The 18,629-nt window shown below is 63.1% G+C and carries 12 protein-coding genes; 3 read left to right on the forward strand and 9 right to left on the reverse strand.

What is annotated here, in order from left to right:
* Positions 1–17 precede the first annotated feature (17 nt).
* From BM400_RS18245 to BM400_RS18285, 9 genes are all read right to left on the reverse strand, one after another.
* The gene (locus BM400_RS18245) at positions 18–719 is read right to left on the reverse strand and encodes an ABC transporter ATP-binding protein (RefSeq protein ID WP_089843875.1); all 702 of its coding nucleotides are present in this window, start codon (positions 717–719) and stop codon (positions 18–20) included.
* Positions 720–741: 22 nt separating this feature from the next.
* On the reverse strand, positions 742–3,201 hold the full coding sequence (locus BM400_RS18250) for an ABC transporter permease (RefSeq protein ID WP_089842343.1): 2,460 nt from the start codon (positions 3,199–3,201) through the stop codon (positions 742–744).
* Positions 3,202–3,266: 65 nt separating this feature from the next.
* A complete protein-coding gene (locus tag BM400_RS18255; RefSeq protein WP_089842346.1) occupies positions 3,267–5,780 on the reverse strand; it encodes an ABC transporter permease in 2,514 nt (837 codons plus the stop codon).
* Between the two features lie 54 nt (positions 5,781–5,834).
* A complete protein-coding gene (locus tag BM400_RS18260; protein WP_245782019.1) occupies positions 5,835–8,366 on the reverse strand; it encodes an ABC transporter permease in 2,532 nt (843 codons plus the stop codon).
* Between the two features lie 61 nt (positions 8,367–8,427).
* A complete protein-coding gene (locus BM400_RS18265; RefSeq protein ID WP_089843883.1) occupies positions 8,428–10,980 on the reverse strand; it encodes an ABC transporter permease in 2,553 nt (850 codons plus the stop codon).
* Positions 10,981–11,053: 73 nt separating this feature from the next.
* On the reverse strand, positions 11,054–13,507 hold the full coding sequence (locus tag BM400_RS18270) for an ABC transporter permease (RefSeq protein ID WP_089842349.1): 2,454 nt from the start codon (positions 13,505–13,507) through the stop codon (positions 11,054–11,056).
* Between the two features lie 26 nt (positions 13,508–13,533).
* The gene (locus tag BM400_RS18275) at positions 13,534–13,803 is read right to left on the reverse strand and encodes a hypothetical protein (protein ID WP_089842352.1); all 270 of its coding nucleotides are present in this window, start codon (positions 13,801–13,803) and stop codon (positions 13,534–13,536) included.
* A 55-nt stretch (positions 13,804–13,858) separates the two neighbouring features.
* Positions 13,859–14,581: an ABC transporter ATP-binding protein gene (locus BM400_RS18280; RefSeq protein WP_089842354.1), complete on the reverse strand. Its 723-nt coding sequence runs from the start codon at positions 14,579–14,581 to the stop codon at positions 13,859–13,861.
* A gap of 46 nt (positions 14,582–14,627) precedes the next feature.
* Positions 14,628–15,887, reverse strand: coding sequence for an efflux RND transporter periplasmic adaptor subunit (locus BM400_RS18285; protein WP_089842357.1), 1,260 nt, complete (start codon positions 15,885–15,887; stop codon positions 14,628–14,630).
* Positions 15,888–16,288: 401 nt separating this feature from the next.
* Between BM400_RS18285 and BM400_RS18290 the strand changes: the two genes are divergently transcribed.
* The 3 genes from BM400_RS18290 to BM400_RS18300 all read left to right on the forward strand — a co-directional run bounded on the left by BM400_RS18290 (position 16,289) and on the right by BM400_RS18300 (position 18,433).
* Positions 16,289–16,675, forward strand: a complete 387-nt coding sequence (locus tag BM400_RS18290; protein ID WP_089842360.1) for a VOC family protein — start codon at positions 16,289–16,291, stop codon at positions 16,673–16,675.
* Between the two features lie 95 nt (positions 16,676–16,770).
* Positions 16,771–17,523 carry an ankyrin repeat domain-containing protein gene (locus BM400_RS18295; RefSeq protein ID WP_089842364.1) on the forward strand — a complete coding sequence of 251 codons (753 nt, stop codon included), beginning with the start codon at positions 16,771–16,773 and terminating at the stop codon, positions 17,521–17,523.
* A 40-nt stretch (positions 17,524–17,563) separates the two neighbouring features.
* On the forward strand, positions 17,564–18,433 hold the full coding sequence (locus BM400_RS18300; RefSeq protein WP_089842366.1) for a TIM barrel protein: 870 nt from the start codon (positions 17,564–17,566) through the stop codon (positions 18,431–18,433).
* The last annotated feature ends 196 nt before the right edge of the window (positions 18,434–18,629 follow it).

Raw genomic sequence — 18,629 nt, forward strand, 5'->3', positions numbered from 1 at the left:
CTTTGTTACAAAATTCCTCAAGCCTTCACCCCCGCTGCATCCACAACACCAGCCGTATCCCGATACATCCAACCATCCCGCAGCTCGATCGTTCTCGAACCATAACTCGCATTCACATCCGAGTGGCTTACCTGCACCACCGTCGTACCCTCCGCGTTCAACTTCTGAAACAACTCCATAATCTCCGCCGCCTGCGCCGAGTGCAGATTGCCCGTAGGCTCATCGGCCAGCAGCAGATCCGGCCGATGGATGACCGCACGCGCAATCCCCACCAACTGCTGCTGCCCGCCAGAAAGCTGGTTCGGATACAGATCTTTCTTGCCCACAATCTGGAACTTGTCCAGCGTGTCCGCCACCATCCCCTGCCGCTCGCTCTTGGAGATGTCCTTGTACGTCAGCGGCAGTTCGATATTCTCCGCGACCGTCAGGTCATCCAGCAGGTGATAGCTCTGAAACACCATCCCAATCCGCCGCCGCGCAATCTCCGCGCGCTGCTTCCGTCCCATCGCATGCACCGCCTCACCGCCCAGCCAGTACTCGCCTCGCCATCCGTCATCGAGCATCGCCAGCACATTCAGCAGAGAACTCTTCCCCGCGCCCGAAGGCCCCATCACGGTCACGAACTCGCCCGCGCGAATCGTCAGATTCACCCTGCGCAGAACCCAGTTCTCCGTGTGCCCCGTCTTGTAGCTCCGCTCCAAACCCTTCATCTCGATCATCGTCATTCCTCGTCTCTCATCTCTACTGCTGGCGGAGCGTATCGTTCGGATTCAGCCGCGATGCCCGGTACGAAGGCACCAGGCACGAAGCAGCCGCAACCACGAACAGCAACGCCGTCATCCCGCAAAAAGTCACCGTGTCCAAAGCCTTCGTGCTGAACAGCAGCGAAGTCATATAGCGCGTCAGTCCGAACGAAGCCACAAGCCCAATCGCAAGCCCGCACCCCGCCAACAGCAAGCCACGCCGCAACACCAGCGACAACACATCCGACCTCTGCGCGCCCAGCGCCAGTCGCAGTCCAAGCTCCATCGTCCTCTGCCCCACCATGTAGCTCAGTACCGCATACAGGCCAATCGCCGCCAGCAGCAACGCAATCGCCGCAAAGCCCGTCAGCAGAATCGTCTGAAACCTCTGTTGCGCGGTATTCTGCGCCACCAGCTCCGTATAGGTACTCGTCGCATACACCGGCACCGCCGCATCCTGCTCCGCCACCAGCGTCCGGACGGTATCGAGATACGCAGTCGGATCCTTGTCCACGCGCATCGCAAACGACGGCCCGCGCAGCGTCGCGTGCGCATACGGAAGGTAGTACTCCGGCTGTGCACTCTCCGACACCCCGATCCGCGTCACGTTTCCCGTCACCCCAACAATCTCCGCCCACGGCGCCGGATCATCGTTCGAGAGATCCGACTTGATCCGCTTGCCCAGAACCTCTTCGCCCGGGAAGAACTTGTCCGCGAACGCCTGGTTCACGATCATCACCGGTGGCCCCTTCGGCTGGTCTTCCGCCGCCGTAAAGTACCTTCCCTTCAACAAGGGAATCTTCATCGTCTGAAAGAAGTTCGACGCCACCGTACTCACCCGCGCCGAAGGCTCATCGCCCGGCATCGTCGGCCTTCCGTCGATCGAAAACGAGATGTGCATGTCGCCGCCCGTCAAAGGCAAAGGAAACGCATACGTCAACCCCTTCACCCCCGGCACCGCGGCCATCCGCTCCTGCAGACTCTGCACAAACTGCATCGTCTTCTCGTCCTTGTACCGGCCACCCGGCATCGCAACACGGAACGTCAGCACATGCTGCGGCGAGAACCCGGGATCCACGCTCATCAGCCGGTCGAAACTCCGGATCAGCAGCCCAGCGCCCACCAGCAGCACCAGCCCGATCGCCGTTTCACCCACCACCAGCGCGCCATGCAGCCTCTGCTGACCCTTGCCCGACGTCGTGCTCCGCCCGCCATCCCGCAAAGCCGTCGCAGGATCGAGCCTCGACATCCGCCAAGCCGGCAGCACTCCAAACACCAGACCCGTCACCACCGAAGCCGCAATCGCAAACCCCAGTACCCGCCCATCCATCGCCAGTTCCGTCACCCGCGGCAGATTCTCCGGCAGAAATCGCGGAGCCAGCTTCAGCGCCAGCGAAGCCAGCGCAACCCCGAACATCCCGCCCATCGCCGACATCGTCACCGACTCCACCAGCATCTGCCGCACCAGCGCGATCCGCGTCGCGCCCAGCGCCGACCGCACCGCCAGCTCCGCCCCCCGCGCCGAGCTCCGCGTCAGCAGCAGCCCGGCCACATTCACGCAGGCCATCAGCAGCAGAAACGAAACCGCTCCAAACAGGATCCGCAAAGGCTTCCGCGCATCCCCAACGACCTTCACATCCTCCGGAATCACCCTCACACCAATCTGTTTCTTGTCGTCATCCGGATACCGCACCGACAGTCCTTTCTGGATCGCCGTCATCTCCGACCCAGCCTGCTCCACCGTCACCCCGGCCTTCAGTCGACCAATCACATCCAGTTGGCTCCATCCCCGCTGCATACCCGACGGGTTCTTCCCCTCCATCGTCCCCGACGGAGGCACCCACAGCGCGGTACTCGCATACCCCGGAAACTGGAACCCCTGCGGCATCACCCCAATCACCGTGAAGCTCTCTTCGTTCAGCCGTATGCTCTTCCCCACCGCATCCGGGCGGCCAGCGAACACCGACCGCCAAAGCCCATCGCTGATCACCACCGACCGGCTCCCGGCCTGCTCCTCCGACCGCACAAACCCACGCCCCAGCACCGGCGCGACACCAAGCACACGGAAGAAGTCCGAGCTCACCACCATCCCCGCCATCCGCCGCGCCGGTGTATGCTCGCCAGCCCCCAGGCTGAACGCCGCGCCGGCGTATGATGCCATCACTTCAAAGCTCTTCGACTGCTCCCGCCAATCGAAGAAGTTCGGATACGAGGTCTCATCCGCCATCGTCGCCCCGGAGTTGCCTCCTCCACGCGCCAGCGACAGCGTATCAAGCGCCATCAAACGCTCCGGATCCGCAAACGGCAAAGGCCGCAGCAGCACCGTGTCCACCAGCGAAAACACCGAGGTCGCCGCGCCAATTCCCAGTGCCAGAGTCAGCACCACCGTCACCGTAAACCCCGGTGATTTCCGCATCTGCCGCAGCCCAAACCGAATTTCCTGCCAAATACCGCTCATAAAAAAGCCCTCAAAACTCCAAACCGAAAAACTGACAAGGTACACTTGGCGACTCAGAACTGCCTTCACTCACTCCGCAAAGCCTCAACCGGCTCCACAGCCGCCGCCCGGCGAGCCGGCAACCAGCTCGCCAACCCAGCCGCCAGCAACATCGCCGCCGCCGCAAAACTCAAAGCCGAAAAAGAACTCGAAAGCACGCCACCAATCGCCGCGCCGCCCGTATTCACCACATCCTCGAGCACACTCCCCACCACCTTCGGCACGGCCAGACTCATCAACCCACCCGCCACCAATCCCACCGTGGTCAAGGCCAGCCCACGCCCCAGAATCAGCCGCAGAATCTCCCCCCGCCCCGCGCCAATCGCCATCCGCACGCCAATCTCGCGCGTCCTCTGCGTCACCTGGTAGCTCAACAGCCCAAACAATCCAATCACCGTCAGCAGCAGCGCAAATCCCGCAAACCCACCCGCCAGCCAGCTAAAGAACCGCGGCCCCGATACCGTCTTATCCACCACCGACTGCATCGTGGAAAGCTTCGCCACCGGCATCTCCGGATCGGCGTCCGCAACCGCCTTCGCCACGGCAGCGGCCACGTCGACATCCGCCGCCGTCCTCACCACGAACGTCGTCGGAAACCACCCATTCACAATCTTCGTCATCGCATCCGACATCTGGTCGATGGGCACATACACCACCGCGCCCAGACGCTCCGTCAGCGAGTGCGAATGCACATCCGCCGCCACCCCCACCACCGTGTATCGCTCGGTCCCTCCAAACACCACGGCCTGCCCGATCGCCGGCTTGCCCGGCCACCACCTCTTCGCCGCCGTCGCGCTCACCACAGCCACATGGGCCGACGCCGCCCGATCCTCCACCGTAATCTCCCGGCCCTCCATCACCGGCACGCCCATCGTCCTGAAGTACCCCGGCGTCACCGCCCGGAACTCAATCACTGCTTTCAGATTCGGCTGGTCCGCCGGATACCCGCCCATATTCAACCCACGATCCAGCGGCAACCCATTCACCGCCGCCACCCGCGTCACGCCCGGATACTGCCCCAGCTCCCCAACCACCTTCTCCACAAACTGCGCCGTGTGCAGATTCGTTCCGTACACCTCGCCCTTCAAAAGCACCTGCGCCACATCCAACCGCTTCGTCTCCACTCCCGAAGGCACAGCCTGCATCTTCAAAAAACTTCCCAGCAACAGCGAAGCCGCCGATAACAGCACCATCGCCACCGCCACCTGCCCCACCATTAAGCCCTTGCCCACACGCACCTGCGCCACATTCGCGCCCGCCGCCTGCCCACCCTTCAAAGCCGCCTGCGCATCCTGCCGGAACACCGTCCATCCCGGAAGCAGACCGCACACCAGCGTCGTCAAAAACGCCACGCCCACCACGACGGCCACAACACTCCACCCATCACCCGCACCATGCACCACCGGAATCGCCATCGGAGCCGAAGCCAGCAGCAACGGCTTCGCCATCTGCGCGATCCCCAACCCCAACACTCCACCTGTCACGGCAAGCAGCAAACTCTCACTCACCAGCAAACGCAGCAACCCGCTCCGCGTAGCGCCCAGCGCCGTCCGTAGCGCCAGCTCCCGCGTTCGTGTAGCCGCCCGCGCCGTCATCAGCCCAGCCAGATTCAAACAAGCCACCAGCAACACCGCCGCGACCGCCGCCAGCAGCACCAGCAGGCTCTGCTTCACATCCGTCACCATCACCGTCTTCAACGGCCACGCCCGATACGCATGGCGAATCTTCCCGCCACTCCCATCCGTTGTCATCCAGTCCTTGTAGATCGGAAACGCCTCATACATCGGCCCCGTCAGGCTATCCAGCTCTCGCTGCGCCTGCGCCATCGAAACACCCGGCCGCAGCCGCCCGATCATCACATAGTTATCCCCGTCGTACCCCGGGTCCTTCGTGCTTATCTGCGCCGGCAGCCAGATCCCTGCATTCATCGTCAGCACATCCGGAGCCTCGCCCGTATGCGACACCGCCTCCGGCAGCACCCCGATCACTGTATACGGCTCCTCATTCAGCCGAATCGCCCTGCCCACCACACCCGCGTCTCCGCCAAACGTCCTCTGCCAGACCCAGTAGCTCAGCATCGCAACCTTCGGTCCACCCGGCAGATCGTCCTCCGCAGCGAACGTCCGCCCCAGAACTGGCGTCACCCCCAGCGTAGGAAAAAACCCCGCCGAGACCTTTGCCGACTCCAGCCGCATCGGCTTCGCGCCGCCCGGTGCCGACAGATTCATCCCATAGCTCGAGTCATCCGCTATCCCCACCGCTTCAAAGCTCTTGGCATGCGCCTTGATAAAGTCCGCGGTCCCACCCGTCTGTTCAGCCGCCGGCTTCTCCGTCGGAAACCGAAACCCGATCCCCACCAGCCGTTCCGCCTCCGGATACGGCAGCGGGGCCAGCAGTACATCATGCACCACCGAGTACATCGTGGCTGTAGCCCCGATCCCCAGCCCCAGCGTCAACACCGCCGTAGCAAGGAACCCAGGCGACCGCCGCAACCCCCGCGCCGCATACCGAACATCCCGCAAAACCGTATCCAGAACCATCGTGTCTCCTCAGCCCTGGGCCCTAAGCCCTAAGCCCTAAGCCCTAAGCCTGCTTTACTCTGTTCGCAACGCTTCCGTAGGCTCAACCGTAGCTGCCCGCCGCGCCGGAATCGCCGCAGCCACCAGCACCATCACGCCCGTCACAACCACGCATCCCGCCATCGTGATCGGATCGAACGCCGACACCTCGAACATCTGGCTCTTCAACTGCCGTGCCACGGCCACAGAAACCGGCAAGGCAACCACAATCCCCACGCCCGCTACCTTCGCCATATCGCCCAGCACCATCCGCACCACACCCCAGCGCTGCGCGCCCAGGGCCATCCGTATCCCGATCTCCCGCGTCCTCTGCGCCGTCGCGAACGCCAGCACACCATACAAACCGACCGCCGTCGTCAGCAGCGCGACCATCGCAAAGCACGCCGCCAGCAGCGCGATCATCCGCTCATTCGAGATGTTCGAATCAATCTGCTCATCCATCGTCTTCATCGAGTCCGCGATCAGCTTCGGATCCACCCCATGCACCGCGCCGCGGATCATGTTCTCCGCAGCCTCCGGAGCCTGCGTCGTCTTCACGTAATACTCCATCCCCTCCATCCCATGGCTCACCTGGTCGAACGGCTGCATCAGAAACGGCACCGTTCCCGCCCGCACGCCGCGCATCTTCGTATCCGCCACCACGCCCACAATCTGCGTGTCCAGCTTCACCTTGTCGCCGCCGCCCTGCGTAATCATGTGGCCCAGCGCCTTCTCCACCGACCCGAAGTACTTCACCGCCAGCGACCTGTTGATCATCGCCACCTTCGGCGCACCCTTCGCATCGGCCTCCGTAAAATCACGCCCCGCCAGCAGGCTGATCCCAAGCGCCTCGCGGTACCCCGGCGTCACACCCGCCACCTCCGTATCCATGTTCTCGTCCGGAGCCGGTTGATATCCCTCCACCGTAATATTCCCCTGCGAAGAGTTCCCCGCCAGGATCTGGTCCGTCGTCCCACCCACCGCCTTCACGCCCGGCAAAGCCTGCAACGCAGCCCTCACCCTGCTCTGGTAAGCAACCGTATCCGTCGTCGGAATTCCCGACAGTGTCGTGTCCACCGAGAACTCCACCAGGTGATCCGTGGACAGCCCCATATCCTGCCCCTTCAACTGGTGCAGAGTCCTCACAAACAACCCCGCACCGCTCAGCAGCAGCACGCTCAGACCAATCTGCAACGCAATCGCCGCCGTCCGGAACCGCTGCGCTCCACCCAGCATGCCGCCGGCCTTCGTCTTCAGCGACTCCACCATATCCGGCTTCATCATCTGCCACGCCGGAGCCAGGCTGAACAGCACGCTGATCCCCAACGACAAAACCAGCGTGAAACCCAGCACCCACGCATCCGGCATCGTCTTGAACGCCGTCTCGCCCGTCGAGTCCGTGATCTTCCTCACCAGGAAGGTAGCCGCCGTAGGCGCAAGCGCCAGCCCGATCGCGCCGCCCAGCCCGCCCAGCACTACGCCCTCCACCAGCATCTGCTGCACAATCCGGCCACGCGCCGCGCCCAGCGCAAACCGCACCGCGAACTCCCGCGTACGCCCGGCACCACGCACCATCAGCAGATTCGCAAGGTTCATGCAGGTCATCGCTGCCAGCAAAAGCACCATGCCCATCAAAATCTTCAACGGCGTCTGCAACTGGTCGCGCAGCGGCGAGAAGCCCTTCGCATCCGGCACCAGCTTGATCTCGGACTTCGCCACAAAACGATCCGCGAACTTCGCCGAGTGCATATGCATCCGCGCCAGCTCTTCCGCGCGCAGTTGCTTCCACAGCACCGTCAGTCCCGCCGTAGCCGCCGCAGCCGATACCCCAGGCTTCAACCGTCCAACCACGTTCAGGTACATCGACCTCTCGTCATCCAAATCGTCCAACCCAGGGTTCACCTCCGCCCGCATCGTGATCGGCACAAACAGCTTCGGCCTGAACCCATTGATCGCACTCGAAAAACCCGCCGGAGCCACGCCCACCACCGTGAACGGCTGCCCGTTCACCAGCAGCGTCGAGCCCACCACACCCTTGTCACCCGCAAACTTCGCCTTCCAGAACGCATCGCTCAGCACCACCACCGGACTGCCGTTCTTCACCACATCATCGGACGGCAACAGCGTCCGCCCCGCAGCCGCCGGAACACCCAGCACCTGGAAGTAGTTGCCGCTCACCATCTCCGTGTCCACCGACTCCGACTCGTTCTTCACCAGCACGCCAACCGACGTCTCCACGTTGGCAAACAAGCCGCGGAACGCCTCGTTCTTGTCCCGCAGCTTCTTATACATCGGGTACGAGAAGTACATGGAGCTGTCGCCGCCAAACACACTCATCCGGCCCATGTTCGTGCCCGTATACGTCACCTGCTGCAACTCTTCCGGCTTCTCTACCGGCAGCATGCGAAGCAGCACCTGGTTGAACACGGTAAAGATCGCCGTATTCGCACCGATCCCAAGCGCCAGCGTAAGAATCGCCGTCACCGTAAACCCCGGCGACCGCATCATCTGCCTCACCCCATACTTCACATCCTGCCAAAGTCCGCTCATCATTTCCTCACAGCCCATCAAAGGTAGTTGCCATTGTCGTTGCCTTCTGGGCCCTGGGCCCTAAGCCCTGAACCCTGCTTTACTCGCTCCGCAAAGCCTTCACCGGATCCGTACTCGCCGCACGTCTCGCCGGAATCAACCCGGCCACCAGCGCCGCAACCGCCAGAGCACCGGCCGCCGCCGCCAGCGTCCCCACATCGTTCCCGCTCACTTCAAACAACTGCGACTTCACATACCGCACGCAGATCAGCGACACCGGAATCCCGATCGCCAGCCCAATCCCCGCCTGCAACAGAGCATCCCGCAGCACCATCCGCACCACACTCCCACGAGCCGCGCCCAACGCCATCCGAATCCCGATCTCCGGTGTCCGACGCGCCACCGTATACGCCGTCACGCCATACAGACCGATCGCCGCCAGCACCAGCGCCAGCAGCCCGAACATCAGCGTCAGCCGGGCAATCATCCGGTCCTGCGTAAACTGCCCCGCGATCTGTTCATCGAACGTCTCGAACCGCAGCACCGTCAGGTTCGAGTTGATGCTCGCCAGCGTCTGCCGCACCTGCGCCTCCATCCCATCCGTCGAGCCCTTCGTCTGGATCACCAGCGCGCCAATATACGTGGAACCCGCCTCGCCCTTCGGATTCTGATTGCTCGCCGCCTTCTGCAACAGCGGACGCATATACATCGGCCTCACCGGCCTGCGCGGATTGTTGTACTTCACATCCTTCATCACGCCGACGATCTCCATATCGCCCACGCTCGGCGGCCCGTCCGTACCGAAGTGCGCCCCAATCGGCTCCGCGCCATTCTTGAAAAACTTCCGCACGAACGCCTCGTTCACCACAGCGACGCCGCGCGAGGTCTCCGTATCCTGATCCGTGATCCCCCGTCCCTTCACCACCTTCTGCCCGATCGCATCGAAGTAGTCCGGATTCCCCCTCACCCACGAAGCCCCGGTATCCTCACGCGGACCAGTCGGTGGCCGACCCGCAAACGTCACACCCTCGCCCCAGTTGTTGCCCTCCATCGGCGTATACAGACTCATCCCCACCCGCTCCACACCCGGCAGCGCCTTCAACCGCTCGTACATCGTCGGATACAGCCCAGGCAGTTGCTCCGGCGTATACCCCGCCTGCTGCGGACTCACATGCACAATCACCCGGTGCTCCGTCTGCAACCCGAAGTCCTGGTGCTCCAGCTTGCTCAAACTCCGCGTCAACAGCCCCGCCCCCACCAGCAGCACCAGCGACAGCGCCGCCTGCACCACCACCAGCGTCTTCTGCACCAGCGAGCCGCCCTCTTTCGTCGACCGTCCCGATCCCCGCAGCGCCTCCGCCGGCTCACCATGCGACGTAATCCATGCCGGTGCCAGCCCAAACACCACGCCCGTCACCAGCGAAATCCCGAACGCAAATCCCAGCACCACCGGCGAAGGCGCCGCATCGATCGGCATCATCCCACCGCGATCGAACGCCAGCGCCAGCAAAGCACGCGCACCCGCATACGCCACCGCCAGACCAGCCACGCCGCCCAGCACCGCCAACACCACGCTCTCTGTCAGAATCTGCCGGATCAACCGCGCCCGTGATGCTCCCAGAGCCATCCGAATCGACGTCTCAGCCCGCCGGGCCAGCCCTCGCACCAGCACCAGATTCGCAATATTCGCGCACGCAATCAGCAGCACCAGGCCCGCAATCCCCATCAGCAGATGCAACCCGGTCGCATAGTGCTCCTGCGTATTCGCAATCCCCAACGCCCCCGGAACCAGCACCGTCGTCGTCTTGCCAAGCTGCACCTTGCCGTCTTCGGTCTTGTAGATCTCCACATTTTCGCCAAGCCACTGCCGCAACGCGCCGCTCATCTTTGCCGCGAGCGGTCCAAGTTCAACCCCGGGCTTCACCCGCCCCAGCAGATAAACCCAGTTGCTTCCCTTCCGGTGTAGCAACGGCGAAGCCGCGTGCAGCACCGGTTCCTGCGCCATCGGCATGTAGTACGCAACGGACACATCCAACCGGTCTCCATAGAAACCCTCCGGCGCCACCCCGACCACCGTAAACGGATGCGCATTCAGCTCGAACGTAGACCCCACCACCGCAGGGTCCCGCGCAAAATCCCGCTCCCAGGTCTGATAGCCCATCACCACCACCGGAGCCGCATTCGCCAGGTCGTCGGACGGTTGCAGCAGACGCCCCGCCGCAGGCTGTACCCCGAATACCGCAAAGTAGTTCCCCGAAACATACTCGCCCTTGCCCGGCTGCGCGGGCGAAGAGCTCGACTGTTTCCGCGCAATCACCGAACCATCGCCCACACCTGACTGCATCGCCGCCAGTTGCTCAAACTCCGGCGTGTTATCCCGCAAATGCACATACAGGTCGTAGGAGAACAACGAGTACTTGTTCTTGTCCGGAAACCCGCCATTCACACAGCAATCGTCTTCATCCCCCACCCGCACCAGTTGCTCCGGATGCGGCACCGGCAGATGCCGCATCAGCACCGCATGCACCAGCGTAAAGATAGCCGCATTGGCGCCGATGCCAAGCGCCAGCGTCAGCACCGCCGTCATCGTAAAACCCGGGGCCTTCACCAACTGCCGCACAGCATACTTCACATCCCGCCAAATCTCGTTCATCGCCATCTCCGTCCAGTACTCACTTCTGCCTTGCTCGTGCGGTTGCCTTGAGGATTAGCCCTGGTCCCTGCCGTTACTCACTCCGCAAAGCCTCCATCGGCTCAATCGAAGCAGCCCTCTTCGCCGGAAAGAAAGCCGCAAAGGCCCCCATCGCCACCAGCCCCAGAGCCAACCCGAACATCACGCCCGTATCCCGTCCCGCCTGCATCTCCACCACGGACCCGATCGCCTTCTTCAGCGCAAACGTAAGCCCCAACCCGAGCACGGCTCCCATGCCAATCAACAGCAGAACCCGCCCCAACACCATACGCATCACCAATCCGCGCGTAGCGCCCAGAGCCATCCGCACCCCGATATCGCGGGTCCCAATCTCCACCTCGTGGCTCACCAGCCCATACAGCCCCACCAGCGACAACGCCACCGCGATCGCCGCAAACACACCAAACAACCAACTCTCCATCCGCTCCATCACCAACTGGTCCGCCACCACATCCGTCATCAACTCCGGCTCGCGGAACGGCACCGTCGGATCCACGTCATGCAGCACCGACCTCAGCTCCGGAATCACCGTGCGCGGATCGCCCTCCGTCCGCACCACAAGCGTCATCGAAGGCATCATCCCCAGCCTGTCCTTCACCTGGATCGAGTCCATCAGGTAATCCATCTCGGCCATCGGACGATCCAGCAGATTCTGCCGCACGCTCGTCGTCATGCCAACAATGCCGGTCTTCTCCTCCGCCTTGTCGCTGTCATCGATATGCGCGCCAACAGCCTCTCCGCCATGCGGAAAGAACTTTCTCTGGAACGCATCGTTCACCACCACATGCGTGCTCTTCTGCCCGGCCCCATCCAGCACCGCGCCATCCAACCCCGCCGAAAGCATCCGGCCCGCGCGCATCTGGATTCCCATCGCGTCGAAGTATCCCCGTGAAACCACCCGCACCTCAGCCAGCATCTCCTGGTTTGCCGGATACGGTGGCTGCCCCGTGATATGCACATCGCTGTTCGAGCCCCACGCCTGCAGCGGCAGAATATTGATCAAACCCGCACCCACCACGCCGTGCAAATGCTGCACCCGCTCTTCGAACGGAGTGAAGAAGGTTGCCACCGGATCCTTGCCCACATAGCTTCCCGGCGAGAGGTCGATCTCCAGTGCAAGAATATGCGCGCCATCGAACCCAAGATCCGTGCCGCGCGCCCGCGACAACGACTTCAACAAAAGCCCAGCCACGATCAGCAGCGTCAACGACAACATCACCTGCGCCGCAATGAATGAGGCACGCAGTCTGTGCTGCCCACGCCCGTTGGCCGCCGCCCCTCCGCCCTTCAGCATCCGGATCGGGTCGAGCCCCGACAGACGCACCGCCGGGACCAGCGAAGCCAGCACAGCCGTCGATGCCGCAAACACCACCGCCGCCACCAGCACAAATCCGTTCACCGTTACATCCGCGCCGCGTGCCAGCGCCGTCACCAGGTATGTCCTCATCGCCGCCAGCAGGCCATATGCCAGCCCGACACCCAGCACGGAGCTCAAGCCCGCCAGCAGCAGGCTTTCCGTCACCATCTGCCGCAGCAGCCTGCCCCGCGAAGCGCCCACAGCCGCCCGCATCGCAATCTCCCGCTCCCTCTTCACCGCACGCGCCAACAGCAATCCCGCGACATTCACGCAGGCAATCGCCAGCAAAGCCAGGACCGCCAGCATCAGCGTCTGCAACGGCTTCGTCGCCTCACCGCTCACCATCGTGTTCAGCGACACCAGGTCTCCCACGCGTCCGCCATCCGTGTCCGGATACGCCCTGCCCAGATCCGTCAGCACACGCGTCAGATCCGCCTCGCCCTGCGCCTTGCTCACACCCTCCTTCAGCTTGCCCACCGTGGGAAGCCAGTGCGACCCGCGCGACTTCATCCACATCGCATTCCCATGCAGCGGCGTGTACACCGCATTGCGTACCGAAAGTGGAAACCGGAATCCCTCGGGCATCACGCCAATCACCGTATACGGCGCCCCATCCAGCCGCACCACGGTGCCCACCACATCCGCACGCCCGCCAAACTGCGTGCGCCACAGCTCGTTGCTCAACACTGCGACGGCATCCCTGCCCGGCATATCCTCACCCGGCACATAGGTGCGTCCCAGCATCGGCTTCACGCCGAACACATCGAAGAAGTTGTCCGTGCCCTTCACCGCATGCACCGACACCGGCCCGCTCGCGGCCTCCATGTTCACCGAACCGAACGCCGAGTACCCCGCCAGCGCGTCGAACGTCTTCAGTTGTGCCCGCGCATCCACGTAGCTCTTGTACGACCACGGCTGCTGATACCCCGCGCCCGCCTTCACATGCGTGAACACCAGCCGGTCCTGCTGCGCAAACGGCAGCGGCCTGATCATCACTGCGTCGATCACACTGAACACCGCCGTCGCCGCGCCCACGCCCAGCCCCAGCGTTAACACCGCGATCAACGCAAACCCGGGCGACTTCCTCATCTGCCGCAGCGCATACCGAATATCCTGCATCATCTGACTCATCGCACCGTCTCCCAAAATCGCCTCTGCTACTGCAACTCAAGATCATCCAAAGACGCGACCGCAAAACGCAGACGCATACGCTTCCAGTCCTGTCCGCCCGAAGCCGAAACCGACGCCATCTGCACCGCAGCCCAGCCCGCATGCAGCTCATCGAGCAACGCCATGCGCGCATCCGCCACCACCTCCGAGCTCGTGCTCAACGCAAACAACAGCAGAGCCAAAGCCACCATCAAAAGCGAAGGCACTCTCCGTACCTCCGCCCCCAGATCCCGCGCGTATATCCTCAATTCGTCCATAACTCCTCCGCAGGAGTTGTCAGTTGAAAGTGTTCTTCAACGTACAACCGCCTCCCTAACTCCTCTGTGCCTCAGCCAGCAACTGTGTCATCTCCCCTTCGGCCACCACCTTGCCGTCGAACAGATGCACCTGCCGCTCCGCATGCGCCGCGAACCGCGGATCGTGCGTCACCATGCAGATCGTCGCGCCCTCCTGGTGCAACTCCTGCAGCAGCGACATCACAGCCTCGCCATTCTTCGAGTCCAAATTACCCGTCGGTTCATCCGCCAGCAGAATCGCCGGAGACCCAGCCAGAGCACGCGCCACAGCCACACGCTGCTGCTGACCGCCCGAGAGCTGTGCCGGATAGTGCCGCATGCGATGCGCCATATTCACCCGCTCCAGCGACTCCTGCACCCGCCTCTTCCGCTCCGCCGCCTGCATCCCTGGCCGGTACGTCAGCGGCAGCTCCACATTCTCCGCAACCGTCAGATCGCCAATCAGGTTGAAGCTCTGAAAGATAAACCCGATCTCCTGGTTGCGAATCCGCGAACGATCCGCGAAGTTCAGATTCGCCACCTGCTTGCCGTTCAGCGTGTAGGTCCCACCCGTAGGCGTATCCAGCAGCCCAATGATCGAGAGCAGCGTCGACTTCCCGCAGCCAGAAGGCCCCGACATCGCTACATACTCGCCGCGGTTGATCTCCAGATGAATCCCCGAGAGCGCATGCGTCTCGATCTCGTCCGTGTAGAAAACCTTCGTCATCTGCTCAATCGAAATAATCGCCGTATCGTTCATCGTCTCTCCTGTTTTATGTAACGAAACTAGTTGCTTTTCCTGATCCCTAATCCAACTGAATCTTGTCCGTCCCATCCCATCGAGACATATCCGACAGAATCACGACGTCGCCAACATTCAATCCTTCAATCACCTGCAGGCTATTCACCGAGGCCCGTCCAACCTTCACCGGAACCCGAACCGCTGTCTTGCCGTCCGCGCTCAGCTTGAACAACTGAATCGTCGAGTTCTCGTTCCCGAACGCTGGCCGCCCGACATACAACACATCGCCCATCCGCTCCAGATCGATCGTCCCGTCCACACTCAGGTCCGGACGAGCACCCTGCGGCAGCGCACCCGCCAACTCCACATCCACCGTCACCGTCCCGTTCACCACCGCCGGATCGATCCGCATCACCTTCCCGGCAATCACGCCGTTATGCGTATCCACCTCCGCCGGCTGACCGATCGAGATGTCCCGCGCCTGCGTCTCCGCAATCTTCAAGCTCGCCTTCAACTGGTCCGGCTGCACCACCTTCGCCAGCGTCGTCCCCGGAGCCACATGCTCGCCCACCTGGTGCGGCAGATCCACCAGCACGCCCGAAATCCCGGCCCGCACCGTCAGCGCCCCCGCATCCTTCTGCTTCAACGACAGCAGCGCCTGCGCCTGGTCCACCTTCGTCTGCTGCACTGCAAGCTGCGTCAGAATCGCCTTCTCATTCAGCGTCAGCCGCTCGCTCTCAATCCCGTTGCGCGTCCTCAGGTCGTCCGCCTTGCCCTTCGAAGCCGAATACGTCAGCCCCGAAATCACACCCAGCTCATACAGGCTCTTGTCCGTCTGCGCCTGCAGCTCCGCCTGCTTCTGGTCCGAGCTCACCGTCGACGCCCCACCCTTCTGCGTCATCAGATCGCTCTGCAGCTTGGCCTTCGTATTCAGATAATCTGCCTGTGCCGCCTTCAGCTGCAGCTGCGCATCCAGCAGCGCCTCCTGCGTCGCAGGATCCACCAGATCCATAATCACCGTGTCCGGCGCCACCTTCGCACCAGGCAGTACCAGGATCCGGACCACAGTCGCCTCCGTCTCCGCCGGAATCAGCCGGATCTTGTCCTCACGCGGAACCAGCGTGCCCGGACCGCGCACCTGCCGCAACAGCGGCCCGCGCTTCACCGTGTCCGTCCACACCGTGGAGCGATCCACCGACGGCGATGCCGGTTTCAACCGCGCCACATACACACCAGCACCCGCCAGTACGACAAGCGCAACCGCGCCCATCACAAACTGCCGCCGCCGCTTCGACTTCTTCAAATCAGGTCTAGAGATATCCATCGCACTCCGGAGTAATGCACGTCCCATGCCAAACCCAAAATGCCGGTATGCCAGCAAATACGGCCTTTCCAGAAAAACGTTCCGTCCGAATCCAAAATCGAACTGTCCACAAACGGACACCCAACCAATCAGGAGCCCCGCACGACTCCACAGCGCGGCAAAGGAGCCGCACCGTACCCAGAGGCCGTCCCGCAGGACCAGTGCTACAATCCCACCAGCCGAGAAAAGCATTGGCGGGCTGGTAGTCCCGCCCCTGGAACCCACCCGGAAACCAGGAATTTGTCCGCCGGAACACCGGTAGAGACCCATGGCGAAGGCAGCAGTGCGCGTTGCACTGCTCAACCGTCGCGTGGGCCTTTTGCATTTTGGGCACGCGACTCCCCAACGTTTCGGAGACCGCAATGAACACCCTTCTCAATCACATCAACCTCATCACCACTGACGTCCCCGCCCTCTCCCACTTCTTCCAGGCCATCTTCCACTTCCGCGTCCTCACCGTTCGCGGCAAGGACGAACTCACCGTCCTCGAGCGCGAAGGCTTCATCCTCACCCTCATGCTCGATAAGACCGTCGACGGCCCCACCTACCCCGGCATCTTCCACATCGGCTTCCTCCAGGCCACCCGCGCCGAGGTCCTCGAGCTCCTCCACCAGCTCCGCGCCTACGGCCTCGATGCCCCCGAGCCCAAGCTCCGCTCCGGCAACCGCTTCGGCTTCTTCGTCACCGCTCCCGGCGGCATCCTCGTCGAGATCGGCACCATGCTCTCCGCCACCGAAATCGCCGCATAAAAGCGAACCCACCCTGTCGAGCCGCCACCGGCGAAACAGGGTGGGCAGGCTCCCGGACCACCCGACCCAACGCACCGGGCAGTACAATCACCACCATGCCGGAGCCGAAATCCCCACCCAAACGCCTCCATCCACTCATCCTCCTCCCCGGAGCCATCCTCAGCCTCGGCTCCGCCCTCATCGCCGGCCGCCTCCTCTGGGAAGAAACCCTGCTCACCTGGCGATCCGGCCCCCAGATGGTCGGCTTCTCCCTCGCGCACGGCACCTTCGCCTTCCTCCTCTCTTTTCCCTTCCTGCTTACCCTCTGGACCATCCCCTGCATCGCCGCCGTTCTCCTATGGGCCTGCAGGCATCGCCCCATCCAGCGCACCACCCTGTCCACCGTAGCCGCCGCCATCGCCGTCCTCGGCATCCTCCTCATCCCGTCTTCCTTCTGGGACCGCCTCTTCGCCGCCCGCCTCGCCGCCAGCCCCCACGCCTCCGCCTTCCTCCACCGCGCCGCCGCTGAAGGCGACCTCTCCGTCGTCAAAGCTCTCCTCGCTCACGGCGTCCCCATCGACGCGGTCGATCAGCACGGCGACACCCCCCTCCACCTCGCCGCCGCCACCGGCAAAACCGGCGTCGTGCAGTACCTCGTCACACACGGAGCCGCCCTCAACGCCATCAACCTCGACGGAGAAAGCCCTCTGCACACATCCATCGTGAACAGACACCCCTTCGTCACCCGCGCCCTTACCCTGAGCGGGGCCAAAGACATCAGCGGCGACCCCACCCAGGGCGACCGCGCCAACGAAGCGATCGTTCGCAGCCAGATCGAAGCCGAGCGGTCCTCCACAAACCACCCCTAGTCCAGACCAGGCTCCCACAACCCACCTATAATTCCCCCCAATGCTCAGCCGCCGCCAATTCACCCACACCGCCCTCACCGCAGCCGCCGCCACCCTCCTTCCCATCCACGCCCGGTCCCAGGCAGCCTACGGAATCCCCTTCCGCTTCTCCCTCATGCTCGGCACCCTCTCGAAGTCCGCCCCAGCCTTCGAAGACCGTCTCGCCATCGCCGCCAAAGCCGGCTATCAGGGCATCGAGTTCGTCGGCGAATGGACCAAATGGACCGACGCCGACTACGCCCGCGTCGTCCCCCAGATCAAGGCCGCCAACCTCACCGTCGACTCCATGGCCGGCACCGGCATCACCTTCTCCGATCCCAAGGGCGTCGAAGACCTCGAACCCCGCATGGCCCACGCCATCGCCGCCGCCGACAAGCTCGGCTGTCCCCAACTCCTCCTCACCTCCGGCAAGCGCTTCGAGGGCTCCACCACCCAGGTCTGCGTCGACAACCTCAAGCGCATCCTTGCCCTCGCCGAGCGCGCCCACAAAAATGTCGTCATCGAGCCCATCGACACCCTCGAAAACCCCACCATCTACCTCACCGGCGTCACCGAGGCCTTCGACATCTGCCGCCAGGTCGGAAGCCCCAGCCTCAAGGTCCTCTACGACGTCTACCACGAGCAAAGACAGGCCGGAAACCTCCTCGAAAAGTTCCAGAACAACATCGATCTCGTAGGCCTCGTTCACATCGCCGACGTCCCCGGCCGCCACGAGCCCGGCACCGGCGAGATCCGCTACGACCAGATCTTCCGCCTCCTCGCCCACCTCAACTACAAGGGCTTCGTCGCCATGGAGTACCACGCCCTGGGCGACCCCTTCCAAACCCTGGTCAAAGTCCGCGAAGATGCCATAGCCGCCGCCAAATCCTAGCCGCCCCGCCCGCCCTCGGACCCCGCAAAAACGCTCGTCGTCAACCCAGCAAAAAATCTCGTCATCGACCCAGCAAAAAATCTCGTCATCTCAACCGGAGCGATGGACGGCATCTTCGTCCATCGCGCAGTGGAGAGACCCCCGTATTTCGCCTTTGCCGTTGCTTGTTCCAGTACCAAAGAAAATCGACTGCGGT

It is taken from the genome of Granulicella pectinivorans (assembly GCF_900114625.1).
In the GTDB taxonomy this organism is placed as follows: Bacteria; Acidobacteriota; Terriglobia; order Terriglobales; family Acidobacteriaceae; genus Edaphobacter; species Edaphobacter pectinivorans.

Coding starts and splice junctions, on each gene's coding strand:
- BM400_RS18245 (WP_089843875.1), bottom strand. CDS start 719: ATGATCGAGATGAAGGGTTTGGAGCGGAGCTACAAGACGGGGCACACG.
- BM400_RS18250 (WP_089842343.1), bottom strand. CDS start 3,201: ATGAGCGGTATTTGGCAGGAAATTCGGTTTGGGCTGCGGCAGATGCGG.
- BM400_RS18255 (WP_089842346.1), bottom strand. CDS start 5,780: ATGGTTCTGGATACGGTTTTGCGGGATGTTCGGTATGCGGCGCGGGGG.
- BM400_RS18260 (WP_245782019.1), bottom strand. CDS start 8,366: ATGGGCTGTGAGGAAATGATGAGCGGACTTTGGCAGGATGTGAAGTAT.
- BM400_RS18265 (WP_089843883.1), bottom strand. CDS start 10,980: ATGAACGAGATTTGGCGGGATGTGAAGTATGCTGTGCGGCAGTTGGTG.
- BM400_RS18270 (WP_089842349.1), bottom strand. CDS start 13,507: ATGAGTCAGATGATGCAGGATATTCGGTATGCGCTGCGGCAGATGAGG.
- BM400_RS18275 (WP_089842352.1), bottom strand. CDS start 13,803: ATGGACGAATTGAGGATATACGCGCGGGATCTGGGGGCGGAGGTACGG.
- BM400_RS18280 (WP_089842354.1), bottom strand. CDS start 14,581: ATGAACGATACGGCGATTATTTCGATTGAGCAGATGACGAAGGTTTTC.
- BM400_RS18285 (WP_089842357.1), bottom strand. CDS start 15,887: ATGGATATCTCTAGACCTGATTTGAAGAAGTCGAAGCGGCGGCGGCAG.
- BM400_RS18290 (WP_089842360.1), top strand. CDS start 16,289: ATGAACACCCTTCTCAATCACATCAACCTCATCACCACTGACGTCCCC.
- BM400_RS18295 (WP_089842364.1), top strand. CDS start 16,771: ATGCCGGAGCCGAAATCCCCACCCAAACGCCTCCATCCACTCATCCTC.
- BM400_RS18300 (WP_089842366.1), top strand. CDS start 17,564: ATGCTCAGCCGCCGCCAATTCACCCACACCGCCCTCACCGCAGCCGCC.